This window comes from Burkholderia latens (assembly GCF_001718795.1).
Classification (GTDB): Bacteria; Pseudomonadota; Gammaproteobacteria; order Burkholderiales; family Burkholderiaceae; genus Burkholderia; species Burkholderia latens_A.
Genome location: NZ_CP013435.1, coordinates 1,958,773 through 1,971,800, shown reverse-complemented (window position 1 = coordinate 1,971,800; position 13,028 = coordinate 1,958,773). Strand labels below are relative to the sequence as shown.

Annotated in this window: 14 protein-coding genes; 11 read left to right on the top strand and 3 right to left on the bottom strand. The window is 68.3% G+C overall.

The features are described 5' to 3' along the window. Positions 1-145 precede the first annotated feature (145 nt). Positions 146-1,105, top strand: a complete 960-nt coding sequence (locus tag WK25_RS09200) for an alpha/beta hydrolase (protein WP_069241473.1) — start codon at positions 146-148, stop codon at positions 1,103-1,105. 44 nt (positions 1,106-1,149) lie between these two features. Further along, positions 1,150-1,590, top strand: coding sequence for a GNAT family N-acetyltransferase (locus tag WK25_RS09195; protein WP_069241966.1), 441 nt, complete (start codon positions 1,150-1,152; stop codon positions 1,588-1,590). Positions 1,591-1,614: 24 nt separating this feature from the next. On the opposite strand, the gene WK25_RS09190 is transcribed toward WK25_RS09195, so the two are convergent. Beyond that, a complete protein-coding gene (locus tag WK25_RS09190; protein WP_069241472.1) occupies positions 1,615-2,460 on the bottom strand; it encodes an NRDE family protein in 846 nt (281 codons plus the stop codon). An 80-nt stretch (positions 2,461-2,540) separates the two neighbouring features. After that, entirely contained in the window at positions 2,541-3,575 is a 1,035-nt protein-coding gene (locus tag WK25_RS09185; protein WP_069241471.1) for a YgfZ/GcvT domain-containing protein, read from the bottom strand. Positions 3,576-3,652: 77 nt separating this feature from the next. Here WK25_RS09185 and mltG point away from each other — a divergent pair, with 77 nt between their 5' ends. From mltG to WK25_RS09140, 9 genes are all read left to right on the top strand, one after another. Next, positions 3,653-4,672, top strand: a complete 1,020-nt coding sequence (gene mltG, locus WK25_RS09180) for an endolytic transglycosylase MltG (protein WP_040144352.1) — start codon at positions 3,653-3,655, stop codon at positions 4,670-4,672. Continuing rightward, positions 4,672-5,292, top strand: coding sequence for a dTMP kinase (gene tmk / locus WK25_RS09175; RefSeq protein WP_069241470.1), 621 nt, complete (start codon positions 4,672-4,674; stop codon positions 5,290-5,292). Before mltG ends, tmk begins: the two co-directional genes overlap by 1 nt. 31 nt (positions 5,293-5,323) lie before the next feature. Next, positions 5,324-6,352 (top strand): DNA polymerase III subunit delta', encoded by a 1,029-nt coding sequence (locus WK25_RS09170; protein ID WP_069241469.1) that lies wholly within the window; start codon positions 5,324-5,326, stop codon positions 6,350-6,352. A 78-nt stretch (positions 6,353-6,430) separates the two neighbouring features. Further along, positions 6,431-7,210 (top strand): TatD family hydrolase, encoded by a 780-nt coding sequence (locus WK25_RS09165; protein WP_069241468.1) that lies wholly within the window; start codon positions 6,431-6,433, stop codon positions 7,208-7,210. A gap of 43 nt (positions 7,211-7,253) precedes the next feature. Beyond that, the gene (locus WK25_RS09160) at positions 7,254-7,964 is read left to right on the top strand and encodes an ankyrin repeat domain-containing protein (RefSeq protein ID WP_059547632.1); all 711 of its coding nucleotides are present in this window, start codon (positions 7,254-7,256) and stop codon (positions 7,962-7,964) included. 121 nt (positions 7,965-8,085) lie between these two features. After that, entirely contained in the window at positions 8,086-8,442 is a 357-nt protein-coding gene (locus tag WK25_RS09155) for a Rap1a/Tai family immunity protein (protein ID WP_006755340.1), read from the top strand. 96 nt (positions 8,443-8,538) lie between these two features. Then, positions 8,539-9,711, top strand: coding sequence for a mechanosensitive ion channel family protein (locus tag WK25_RS09150; protein ID WP_040144347.1), 1,173 nt, complete (start codon positions 8,539-8,541; stop codon positions 9,709-9,711). 32 nt (positions 9,712-9,743) lie between these two features. Continuing rightward, on the top strand, positions 9,744-10,922 hold the full coding sequence (locus WK25_RS09145) for an AAA family ATPase (protein WP_040144346.1): 1,179 nt from the start codon (positions 9,744-9,746) through the stop codon (positions 10,920-10,922). A 258-nt stretch (positions 10,923-11,180) separates the two neighbouring features. Next, positions 11,181-12,245 carry a glycosyltransferase family 4 protein gene (locus WK25_RS09140; RefSeq protein ID WP_069241467.1) on the top strand — a complete coding sequence of 355 codons (1,065 nt, stop codon included), beginning with the start codon at positions 11,181-11,183 and terminating at the stop codon, positions 12,243-12,245. Between the two features lie 115 nt (positions 12,246-12,360). Here the strand turns inward: WK25_RS09140 and WK25_RS09135 are convergent, their stop codons facing one another. Continuing rightward, complete coding sequence (locus tag WK25_RS09135) at positions 12,361-12,948, bottom strand: YSC84-related protein (protein ID WP_040144344.1); 588 nt, start codon at positions 12,946-12,948, stop codon at positions 12,361-12,363. Positions 12,949-13,028 lie beyond the last annotated feature (80 nt).

The window sequence follows — 13,028 nt, the reverse complement described above, 5'->3', positions numbered from 1 at the left end:
CATCCGAGCTGGCGCGCGCACCGGAAGCGTTCGCTGCGCCTGAACGGCCGCGGGCGCGGCAAGCAGCCGGTCCAGCCCGTGCGACCCGCGCATGGCATCATGTGACGCTTGTCCGCTTACGGCGCCGCATGCGCCGTCCTCACCGATGCCGCTGAATCCGAAGATCGCCCAGGTGCTCGACATGGTCGAGCGCGCGAAACGCCCGTCCTATCACCACCAGACGCCGCAGCAGGCGCGCGCCGCGTACGAGAAAAGCGCGCCGATCCTCGACGTCGCACCCGCGCCGATGCACGCGGTCGAGGCCTGCGTCGTACCGACCCGCGATGGCCGCACGATCGGTGCGCGGCTCTTCATGCCGGTCGAGCCCAGCCTCGCCGAACCGCTGCCGGCGCTCGTCTATTACCATGGCGGCGGCTTCACGGTCGGCAGCGTCGATACGCACGACGCACTGTGCCGGATGTTCGCGCGCGACGCGCAGTGTGCGGTGCTGTCGGTCGATTACAGGCTCGCGCCCGAACACAAGTTTCCGACAGCGGTGAATGACGCCGACGATGCGTTACGCTGGCTGCATGGCGAGGCGGCCGCGTTCGGCATCGACGCCGCGCGGCTCGCCGTCGGCGGCGACAGCGCCGGCGGCACGCTCGCGACCGTATGCGCGGTGCTCGCGCGCGACGCAGGCATCGATCTTGCGCTGCAGTTGTTGATTTATCCCGGCGTCACTGGCCACCAGCGCACCGACTCGCACGCGCGGCTCGCGAACGGCTACCTGCTGACGCAGGACACGATCCAGTGGTTCTTCACGCAATACGTGCGCGATCGCTCGGACCGCGACGACTGGCGGTTCGCTCCGCTCGACGGCACGCGCGGCGCACCGTCGTTCGCCGGCGTCGCACCGGCATGGATCGCGACGGCCGAATACGATCCGCTCAGCGACGAGGGCGCCGCGTACGCGGACAAACTGCGCGCGGCGGGCAATGCGGTCACGCTCGTCTGCTATCCGGGGATGATTCACGAGTTCTTCAAGATGGGCGGCTACGTGCCCGAGGTGCGGGCTGCCCATGCCGATGCGGTGGCGGCGCTGAAGGCCGCATTCGACGACATTTGACGGCGGTTGACGACGGCGGCGCGCGACGCCGCGCGGAGAGAGCGATGACCGACAGCTTCGTGGAAACGGGCGACTGGACGGCGCTGGGCGCCGACGCCGCGCGCATTCGCGACGCGGTGTTCGTGCGCGAGCAGCGGATCCCGCCGGAATGGGAGCTCGACGACGACGATCCGTTGTCAGTGCATGCGGTGGCTTACCGGATCGATCCGGCAACGGGCGCACGTCGGGCGGTCGCGACCGGGCGGCTGCTGCCGTCCGGCACGATCGGCCGCGTCGCGGTGCTCGCCGATGCACGCGGGCAGGGCGCCGGCTCGGCAGTGCTGCACGCGCTGCTGGCGGCCGCGCGGCGCCGCGGCGAACCGCTCGTGCGGTTGTACGCGCAGGACGCCGCGGTGTCGTTCTACGTGCGGCACGGCTTCACGGCGATCGGCGAACCGTTCGTCGAACTCGGCGTGCCGCACGTCGAGATGGCGCGCGCGCCGTAGCGCGACGGCGCGGCCCGGGCGGCTTCAGCGCGGCCGCGTCGCGTCGATGTCGAACGTGAACGCACGCTCGAACGTGCCGGGGCGGACGGTGCGGTGCGAACCGTCGTCGTCGCAGCGCTCCTTGATGTCGACCGTCAGCCGCACGCCTTCCTTCATCGTCACGCGCAGCGCGGTCGTGCCGCGCGTGCCGTATTCCGGCGTCTCGATGAACGCGGCCGACAGCGCGCGTTCGCGCTCGATCGGAATGCCGGTGTGCGGCAGCGCGGCGTCGTCCGCGACGCGCGGATCGCGCATCAGCTCGATCAGCTCGTCGAGCGACGGTGTCGGATTGTCGGTCAGCAGCGTGCCGAGCTCGGCGCGTTTGCGCACGACTTTCGGCCAGGGCGTATCGAGCTGCGCATTCGACAGCGCATGCACGCCGGCGTCGACCGCGACCGGCGCGGCGACGGCGGTTTCGCCTTCGGCCGCCCGATTGCAGAACCACGCGAGCTCGCGCCGCTTCCAGTCGCCGACCAGCAGGTTGAAGCCGTTGTACACCGCTGCATGCTCGGCAAGTTGGCCAAGGTAATCGAGCGGCGCGACGGACGGGCCGCCGAGGAAGTCGGATACGAGCTTGCCGCGGGTCGGCGCGCCCGCGCGGATGTCGAACGGCGCACGGTAGTTCGTCAGCGCCGCGAAGCGGCCGTCGCGCGACACGCCGAGCCAGGTGCCGCCGGCTTCGAGGTCGCGGCCGGCCAGCACGCCCGGCACGTCCTCCCACCACGAAAGCGGCGCACTCGTCCGGCGAAAGAATTCGTCACGGTTGGCGGCCAGCGTAAAGACGGGACCGGCGGCGGCATCAGGCTGCCAGTCGAAGGCAATCAGACACATCGGGCGAATCTCTCGCAGGAAACATCGGGCGCCGGTCGCAATGATCCGCGAACCGGCGTGCGAATGGGGTTGTCAGTGCGTCACGCTTGCGTCGGGAACGCGTACGGCAGCGTGTCGAACGCGAGCGGCGGACCGTCTGCCGAACCGAGATGGACCGTGCCGCTGTCGAGCGCGGCAAGCTTGATCTCGACGAGCGCATCGACGCCGCCCGCGGGCGCGGCCGCCGCGTTGACGACCATCCCGCAAGGCTGGCCGGGGTCGTCGCTGTGGAACAGCTCGATGCCGGCCTGCGCGGTGTCGGTGTCGGCGGCCACGTGCGCGAGCGCGGTGCGGCGCTTGATCGTGCCGCGGTACTGGCTGCGCGCGACGACTTCCTGGCCCGGGTAGCAGCCCTTGCGGAAGTTGACCGCGCCGATCACGTCGAAGTTGACCATCTGCGGCACGAACTGCTCGACCGCCGGCTGCGTGATGCGCGGCTCGCCCGCGCGCACGTCGAGCCAGTCCCACACGGCCGGCGACACGACCGGCAGCGTGCCGGCAAGCGCGGCGACGCGCGCGTCGACTTCATCGCGCGGCCCGATCCACAGGTAGCGCTTGCGGCCGGCCGCATCCGGCACGCGGATCAGCGCGCCGGCCGGGCCGTCGACTTTCACGTGCACGCCGTCGGGCAGCGCATCGAAGACGCCCGACAGCGCGTCGCGCACGTCGCCCGCGAAGCCGACCACGGCGAGCGTGTCGCTCGCGTCCGTGAGCTTGGCTTTCGCGCGCAGCACGAACATCGACAGGCGTTTCTGCACGGCGGCCTGCACGTCCTTCGAGACCAGCAGGCGCACGCCGTGTCCCGCGCGCCACGCAAGGAACGATGCGAGCAGGCGGCCTTTCGGCGAGCAATAGCCGGACAGCCGCGCGCTCGCCGCATCGAGATGTTCGATGTCGTTGGTGAGCTGGCTGTGCAGGAACGTCGCGGCATCGTCGCCGGCGACGTCGATCACGCCGAACTGCGGCAGCGGCATGCAGGCGCCCGGCGCGTCGAAATCGGCGGCGGACGGACGGGGGAAAACGGGGAGCGACGCGGATGCGGGCTGGGCAGCCGGTGAAGCGAACGGTGTGCTCATGGAATGAGGGAACAGTCAACCCTGACTTTGACGAAGGCGAGCAAGTATTATATGGGTCTTACCTGAGTCTCGTTTCCATGTCCCTACTGAAGAAATGCGCCGCGACGATCGTGGCGCTGGCCGTCGTTGTGGCCGCTGCCGTCGCGGGCGGCGGATATTACTGGGCGACCCGGCCGCTGCTGCTCTCCGCCGCGTCGCTCGATGTCACGATCAAGCCGCGCAGCAGCGTGAAAAGCGTCGCGCTGCAGCTCAAGCGCGGCGGCGTGCCGATCGAGCCGTTCGGCTTCGTCGCGATGACGCGCGTGCTCGGGCTGTCGAGCCGGCTCAAGTCCGGCAACTACGAATTCAAGACCGGCATCACGCCGTACGACGTGCTGCAGAAGATCGCGCGCGGCGACGTGAACGAGTACGTCGCGACAGTGATCGAGGGCTGGACGTTCAAGCGGATGCGCGCGGAGCTCGACGGCAACCCCGATCTCGCGCATGCGACGGCCGGCATGAGCGACGCCGAGCTGCTGCGCGCGATCGGTGCGCCCGAGAGCGCGATCCAGCGCGGCAGCGGCGAAGGGCTGTTTTTCCCGGACACCTACCTGTTCGACAAGGGCACGACCGACCTGAACATCTACCGGCGCGCATACCATCTGATGCAGACGCGCCTCGACGAAGCATGGGCCGCGCGCGCGCCCGGCTTGCCGTACAAGACGCCTTACGAAGCGCTGACGGTCGCATCGATCGTCGAGAAGGAAACGGGGCATGCGGCCGACCGCGCATTCGTCGCGGCCGTGTTCGCGAACCGGCTGCGCATCGGGATGCCGCTGCAGACCGACCCGTCGGTGATCTACGGCCTCGGCGACGCGTACGACGGACGCCTGCGCAAGCGCGACCTGCAGGCCGACACTCCCTACAATACCTATACGCGTCGCGGGCTGCCGCCGACACCGATCGCCCTGCCGGGCGTCGCGTCTCTGCAGGCGGCGATCAATCCGGCGCAGACGAGCGCGCTGTATTTCGTCGCGAAGGGCGACGGTACGAGCGTGTTCTCGGATACGCTCGGCGACCACAACAAGGCCGTGGACAAATACATACGAGGTCAATAATGGCGAGCGGTAAATTCATCACGTTCGAGGGCATCGACGGGGCGGGGAAGACCACCCATCTGCAATGGTTCGGCGAACGTCTTCAGGCGAAGCTCGCCGCGGTCGGCCGGCAGGTCGTCGTCACCCGTGAGCCGGGCGGCACGCAGCTCGGCGAGAAACTGCGCGAGATTCTGCTGAACCAGCCGATGGATCTCGAGACCGAAGCGCTGCTGATGTTCGCCGCGCGCCGCGAGCACCTCGCGCTCGTGATCGAGCCGGCACTCGCGCGCGGCGACTGGGTCGTGTCCGATCGCTTCACCGACGCGACGTTCGCCTACCAGGGCGGCGGCCGCGGGTTGCCGCGCGACAAGCTCGAAGCGCTCGAGCGCTGGGTGCAGGGCGGTTTCCAGCCCGACCTGACGGTACTGTTCGACGTCGCGCCGCAGGTCGCGAGCGAGCGCCGGGGCGCCGCGCGCATGCCCGACAAGTTCGAAAGCGAGTCGGACGCGTTCTTCTCGCGCACCCGCACCGAATACCTGCGGCGCGCGCAAGAGGCGCCGCACCGCTTCGCGATCGTCGACGCGACGCAGACGATCTCCGACATTCGCCGGCAGCTCGAGCGCGTGCTGGCCGCGCTGTAACCCGAATGCCGTCACCCGAAGGAAGCACCCGATGATCTATCCGTGGCAGACCGACGACTGGAACCGCCTGCAGCAACTGCGCGCGCAATGGCCGCATGCGCTGCTGCTGCACGGTCAGGCCGGAATCGGCAAGCTGCAGTTCGCGCAGCACCTCGCGCAGGGTTTTCTGTGCGAGGCGCCGCGGCCGAACGGCGAGCCGTGCGGCGCGTGCGCGGCGTGCACGTGGTTCGCGCAGGGGAACCATCCGGACTACCGGATCGTGCTGCCCGAGGCGCTCGCGGGTGAGGCCCCGGGCGCAGCAGACGACGCGAAGCCGGCCGATGCCGACGAAGGCGGCAAGAAAACCCGTGCTCCGAGCAAGGAAATCAAGATCGAGCAGGTGCGCGCGTTGCTCGACTTCTGCGGGGTCGGTTCGCACCGCGGCGGCGCGCGCGTCGTCGTGCTGTATCCGGCCGAGGCGCTGAACGTCGCGGCGTCGAACGCGCTGTTGAAGACGCTCGAGGAGCCGCCGTCCGGCGTCGTATTCCTGCTGGTGTCGGCGCGTATCGACCGGCTGCTGCCGACGATCATCAGCCGCTGCCGGCAATGGCCGATGACGGTGCCCGCGCCCGACGCGGCGGCGGCATGGCTCGCGGCGCAGGGCGTCGACCACGCGCGCGCGCTGCTCGCCGAAGCCGGCGGCGCGCCGCTCGCGGCGCTGGCGCTTGCGAGCGACGAGAACCGGCCGTTGCGCGATTTCACGCTCGGCCAGCTCGCGGCCGGCGCCGCGTGCGATCCGTTCGCATGCGGCGAGACGCTGCAGAAGCTGCCGGTGCCGCTCGTGCTCGGCTGGCTGCAGCGCTGGCTGTACGATCTGCTCGCGCAACGGATGGCGGGCGCGCCGCGCTACTTCCCGATGCAGGCCGCCGCGCTCGCGCGTTGCGCGCAAGCGGTGGACGCAAACGCGTTCGCGCGCTTCATGAAGGCCGTGACGCGCCAGCGGATGGTCGAGAATCATCCGCTCAATGCCCGGCTCGTATTCGAGGAACTGTTTCTCGGTTATCGAGAAATGTTCGCGTGAGCGCGAATTGCTTCCTGCGAGTGCGGAAACGAATGGCGGCGTGCGTGTAGCGCCTGCCTTACGAATTCAGGAAACACGATGTTCGTCGATTCTCACTGTCACATCAATTTCACGGGTCTTGCCGACCGGCTGCCGGCCGTGCTGGAAAACATGCGCGAGCACGACGTCACGCACGCGCTGTGCGTGTCGGTCGACTTCGAGACGCTCCCCGACGTGCTCGCGATCGCGCAGGCGCACGACAACGTGTATGCGTCGGTCGGCGTGCATCCCGATCACGAGGACGCGCGCGAGCCGACGCTCGCGGAGCTGATCGAGCTCGCGGCGCACCCGAAGGTCGTCGCGATCGGCGAGACGGGCCTCGACTACTACCGCCTCGAAGGCCGCTCGATCGCCGACATGGAGTGGCAGCGCGACCGCTTCCGCACGCATATCCGCGCGGCGACGGCGACGATGAAGCCGCTGATCGTCCATACGCGGTCGTCGTCGGAAGATACGCTGCGGATCATGGCCGAGGAGCGCGCGGACGTGCCGGGCGGCGTGATGCACTGCTTCACCGAGCCATGGCCGGTCGCCGAACAGGCGCTCGCGCAGAACTTCCACATCTCGCTGTCCGGCATCGTCACGTTCAAGAACGCGACCGACGTGCAGGACGTCGCGCGGCGCGTGCCGCTTGACCGTTTGCTGATCGAGACCGACTCGCCATACCTGGCGCCGGTGCCGTATCGCGGCAAGCCGAATGAACCTGCGTACGTGAGCCATGTCGGACGCTTTATCGCATCCGAGCGCGGGATCGCCGTCGAGGCGCTCGCCGATGCGACGACACAGAACTTTTTCCGGCTGTTCAAGATCGCCCGCTGACGACGCGCGGCCAGCCGACAACCCAGGGAAGGAGCCCACAACAATGACGAAGCCGACCACAACCCTGCCCAAGCGCGCACTCGTTGCCGCCGCCCTCGTCGCGAGCGGCCTGTTTGCCGCCGCCGGCGCGCATGCCGAGTCGCTCGACGCGATCGTGAAGGCGGTCAAGTTCGACGACATCGACGACATCGGCAAGCAGCTCAAGAGCGGCAAGCTCGACCCGAACACGCTCGCGCCGAACGGCGATCCGTTGCTCGTGATCGCCGCGCGCGAGAAGTCCGACAAGGTTGCCGCCGCGCTCGCGACGACGCCGAACGTCGATCTCGAGAAGGAAGACAAGGCCGGCGAGAACGCACTGATGCTCGCGTCGCTGAACGGCGACGTCGGGCTCGTGAAACTGCTGATCGACAAGGGCGCGGAAGTCAGCAAGAAGGGCTGGGCGCCGCTGCACTACGCGGCCACCAATGGTCAGGACGAGGTCGTCAAGATCCTGCTCGACCACGACGCGTATATCGACACCGCGTCGCCGAACGGCACGACGCCGCTGATGATGGCCGCGCGCGGCAACCATGCGTCGACGGTCAATCTGCTGCTTGACCAGGGTGCCGATCCGCAGGTGAAGAACCAGCTCGGGATCACCGCGCTCGAGTTCGCCAAGCACTACAAGGCGCCCGATGCGATCGACATCCTGAGCAAGCGGACGGTGCGCATCGGTGCATCTGCGCCGGCAGATGCCCAAAAGAGTGCAAAATGACGGTTTCGGCGCGGGGGCGAAACACGCGCGACCGGCTGGAATCCGGCCGGCCGCGCGAGGGTTGCCGCCGCGCCGGTCAGTGCAGTGAGCGGCCTCGCGCCGCATTGACATAAGGAACACCATGTTGCGGGCTATGTTTTGTGCCGCGGCGTTTGCCGTGCCGTTGTCGGCAGCGGCTTTCACGGGCGCGGATCTCGACCGGCTGTGCGCGAAGACGGACGTCAAGTCGCGGGCGTCGTGCGCGGCCTACATCGAAGGCGCCGCCGATGGCGTCTACAACACCATCGACGCGATCGGCGGTACCACCGGGCCGCGCGTCGGGCAGTATTTCTGCCTGCCGCCCGACATCCGGGCGCAGCAGATGACCGACGCGGTGCGCAAGTACATCGCGGAGAACCCGAAGCTGGCCGACTACAACGCGAGCACCGCGGTGTCGCTCGGTCTCGGCAAGGCGTTTCCATGCAGGGGCGGCAGCTGATTTGACGCCGCGTTCGGGCGCGCGCATCGCCCGGACATCGCCGACGCATCCAGGACGACGCCGCCGCGCGTCATAACCGAAGGATCCCGGGCGCCGATGATTTCAATCGAGGAATTCCAGCGCATCGCCGATGCGCCGTTGCATACGTGGCTCGGCACGCTCGTCGTGTCGATTCTTGTGGTGCTTGCGGTCGTGCTCGTGCACCGGCTCGGCGCACGCATCGTCAAGCGCATCGCGCAGCCGTATCCGTTGATGAGCGTGATCCTGCGCTACATCGACAAACCGTCGCTCGTCACGCTCGCGCTGCTCGCCCTCGAGTTCCTGTGGACTCAGGCGGACGAAGGCATGTCGTTCGTGCGCGGGATGCGCAGCGCGGCCGCGGTCGGCTCGATCGTGTCGCTGACCTGGCTGCTGGTGCGGCTCGTGGCCGGCGTCGGCGACGCGATCATCCAGGCCCATCCGATGGATACGGCCAACAATCTCCACGCGCGGCGCATCCACACGCAGGCGAAGGTGCTCGTGCGCACGGTGATGGTGCTGATCGTGATCATCGGCACGGGCGGCGCGCTGATGACGTTTCCGAACGTGCGTCAGATCGGCGCGAGCCTGCTGGCGTCGGCCGGCGTTGCCGGTCTTGTCGCCGGTATCGCCGCGCGGCCGGTGCTCGGCAACCTGATCGCGGGGCTGCAGATCGCGCTCACCCAGCCGATCCGGATCGACGACGTCGTCGTGATCCAGGGCGAGTGGGGCCGTATCGAAGAAATCACCGGTTCGTTCGTGTCGGTACGGCTGTGGGATCAGCGCCGGCTCGTCGTCCCGCTGCAGTGGATCATCGAGAACCCGTTCGCGAACTGGACCCGCAATAGTTCGGAGATCATCGGCACGGTATTCCTGTCGGTCGACTACCGCACGCCGCTCGCGCCGCTGCGCGAGGAGCTCGCGCGGCTCGTCCACGCGGCGCCCGAATGGGACGGCCGCGTGCAGGTGCTGCAGGTGACCGACGCGACCGAGCGCACGATGCAGCTGCGCGCGCTGGTCAGCGCGGCCGATTCGTCGTCATGCTGGGACTTGCGCTGCCGCGTGCGCGAAGGCTTGATCGCGTACCTGCAAACGCGCTATCCGCAATGCCTGCCGCGCAGCCGCATGGAGCTGTATCCGCATGAGTCGGCGCCCGGCGAACCGAATCCTGAACGCCCGCATGCGCGGCAGCCGGCCGCCAGCACCGCGGCCAACACGGCGGCCGATCCGAAAGTCACCGAAGGCCGCTGAGCGCGAGCCGGTACCCGCCGCCATTCCAATTCATGACCGCGCTGAAGACGCTTGCCATCGCCAATTACCGCTCGCTGCGCGAGCTCATCGTGCCGCTCGCGGCGCTGACCGTCGTCACCGGGCCGAACGGCAGCGGCAAGTCGAGCGTGTATCGCGCACTGCGGCTGCTCGCCGACACCGCGCAGGGCCGCGTGATTCCGTCGCTCGCGCGCGAAGGCGGGCTGCCGTCGACGCTATGGGCCGGCCCCGAGCGCTTTTCACGTGCGATGCTGAGCGGCGACGTGCCGGTGACCGGCACCGTGCGCAACGGGCCCGTGAGCCTGAAGCTGGGTTTCGCGGGCGACGATTTCGGCTACGCGATCGATCTCGGTCTGCCGGTGAAGAACGGTGCATCGATGTTTTGTCTGGACCCCGTCGTGAAGCGCGAATGCATCTGGAGCGGCGCGCTGCTGCGGCCGTCGACGCTGCTGGTCGACCGCCACGGCGCGCAGATTCGCGCGCGTACCGGCTCCGGCGAGTGGCATACGGTGCCGCAGCCGGTCGCCAGCTTCGACAGCATGATGACGGAATTCGCCGACCCGGTCGGCGCGCCGGAGATGATCGCGGTGCGCGAGCGGATCCGTTCGTGGCGCTTCTACGATCATTTCCGGACCGACGCGCAAGCGCCGGCCAGGCAGTCGCACATCGGCACGCATACGCCCGTGCTTGCGGACGACGGCGCGGACCTGGCTGCCGCGCTGCAGACGATCCGCGAGATCGGCGACGCCGGCGCGCTCGACGCGGCGATCGACGACGCGTTCCCCGGTGCATCGATCGACATCGACAATCCGGGCGGGCGCGGCCGCCTCGACGTGCTGATGCGGCAGCCGGGGCTGTTGCGGCCGCTGTCGGCCGCCGAGTTGTCGGACGGCACGCTGCGCTACCTGCTGCTTGCGGCCGCGCTGCTGACGCCGCGGCCCCCCGCGCTGATGGTGCTGAACGAACCGGAAACGAGCCTGCATCCGGATCTGCTGCCGGCGCTCGGCCGGCTCGTCGCGCAGGCGGCCCGGCGTTCGCAGGTGCTGGTCGTGTCGCATGCGGCCCGGCTCATCGCGACGCTCGAACGCGAGGCCGGCTGCGAGTCGCTGGTGCTCGACAAGCAATTGGGCGCGACTGTGCTCGTCGATGCGGACGCGCGCGACCTGCCGCCGTGGAAATGGCCGTCGCGCTGATACGCGGCGCGGCGCATGAGGTGCCTGCCACAGCAGGCAACGACGCGTGACCCGGCATCGGCCGATGCGGGTTGCCGCCGCGCCGAATGTATCCTGTCTGTAACAACTTCCATAAAATGAAAGACCGGCGCTTCCGGACATCGGGATCGCGAATAATAATGAGATATCGGGCCGGTGCGGCGCCGGCCGCGTGCTGCAACGGGGCGCACGGCGCCCGCGCGCCCGGGCGGCCACCCGAGGACACAGGAGACGTGGATCATGAGAATTGCGCAGATCGCCCCGCTGACCGAATCCGTGCCGCCGAAGCTGTACGGCGGCACGGAACGCGTCGTCTCCTACATCACCGAGGCGCTCGTCGATCTCGGCCATGACGTGACGCTGTTCGCGAGCGGCGATTCGACTACCCGCGCGAAGCTCGAGCCGGTATGGCCGCGCGCACTGCGCCTCGACTCGTCGATCCGCGACCGGGTCGCGCCGCACATGCTGCTGATGGAGACTGTCGCGCGCCGCGCGAAGGATTTCGACGTGCTCCATTTCCACATGGACTACTACTCGTTTTCGGTGTTCGGCCGCCAGGAAACGCCGTTCGTGACGACGTTGCACGGCCGGCTCGACCTGCCCGAGCAGCAGCCGGTGTTCGATACGTTCAATACCGCGCCGGTGATCTCGATCTCGAATTCACAGCGCCAGCCGCTGCCGCAGGCGAAATGGCAGACGACCGTCTATCACGGGCTGCCCGACACGATGTACATGCCGCAGCCGGCGGAGCCGCGCTATCTCGCGTTTCTCGGCCGAATCTCGCCGGAAAAGCGTGTCGACACCGCGATCCGCATCGCACGCCAATGCGGGTTGCCGATCCGGATCGCCGCGAAGATCGACGCGGCCGACGAGGAGTACTTCGAGCGCGAGATCAAGCCGCTGTTCGCGCTGCCGCACGTCGAGTTCATCGGCGAGATCGCCGATCACCAGAAGGCCGAATTCCTGTCGGGCGCGCATGCGCTCCTGTTTCCGATCGACTGGCCGGAACCGTTCGGGCTGGTGATGATCGAGGCGATGTCGTGCGGCACGCCGGTGATCGCGTTCAATCGCGGCGCGGTGCCGGAAGTGGTGGACGAGGGCGTGTCGGGTTTCATCGTCGAGGACGAGATCAGCGCGGTGGCCGCCGTGAACCGGCTGCACCTGCTGCCGCGAGCGCGCGTGCGCCAGCGCTTCGAGGAGCGCTTTACGTCGCGCCGGATGGCGCAGCAGTACGTCGACGTGTATCAGTCGCTGATTCGCGCGCAGAAGCGCGCACGCTTCAAGGTGATCGATTCGACGACCTGAATTGACCGACGCGCCGATGCACCGACGCGCGCGGATGAAAAAACGGCGATGCCCGCGAGGACATCGCCGTTTGCACGTTGCCCGCGCGGTGCGCACGGGCGAGGACGCCGCGGCGTCAGATCTTCAGCTTCGTGACCTTCGTGCCGTTGATCGACACGTCGCCCATCAAGCCGGCGTTGGTCAGCACGATGACCTGGATCGGCGCGGTGGCCGTATTCGAGTCGACCGCGCCGTTCGCGCCCATCTTCACCAGCGCGACCGATGCACCGGCGCCGGCAGCCCAGCCGTCCGAGTTGCGGAATTCGTCGAGTGCCTGCTGCGTCATGAACAGGAACACGATCGCCTTCGACTGCGCGCCGGCCTGCAGGCCGACCGACAGCGACGACGTGTTGTAGTAGCCGACCGTGCTGCCGCCGACGCGCAGCGCGCCGTTGCCGGTCTGGCCGCCGACGATGAAGCCCGCCTGGAGCACTTCCGGGAATACGAGCACGCCGCGCGACTTCGCGACGAGTTCGCGCGAACCCTTGACCGTCGAATACATCCGCGACAGCGTCGCGTCGACGCTCGAATCGATCGCCTGGCGCTTCGACGCATTCGTCGCGGCGTTATCGGGCTTGTCGGGGGTGGTGGTGCAACCGGTGAGCGCGAGGCTACCGACGATCAGCGCAGCGGCGGCTTTGAGCACAAGAGTCCGTTTTTGCATCGTTCTTCTCCATCGGATGACGTTCGGAGTGAGTCTCGCTCACGGAGCGGATCACGTCGGCAGTTATATCACAGTGGATT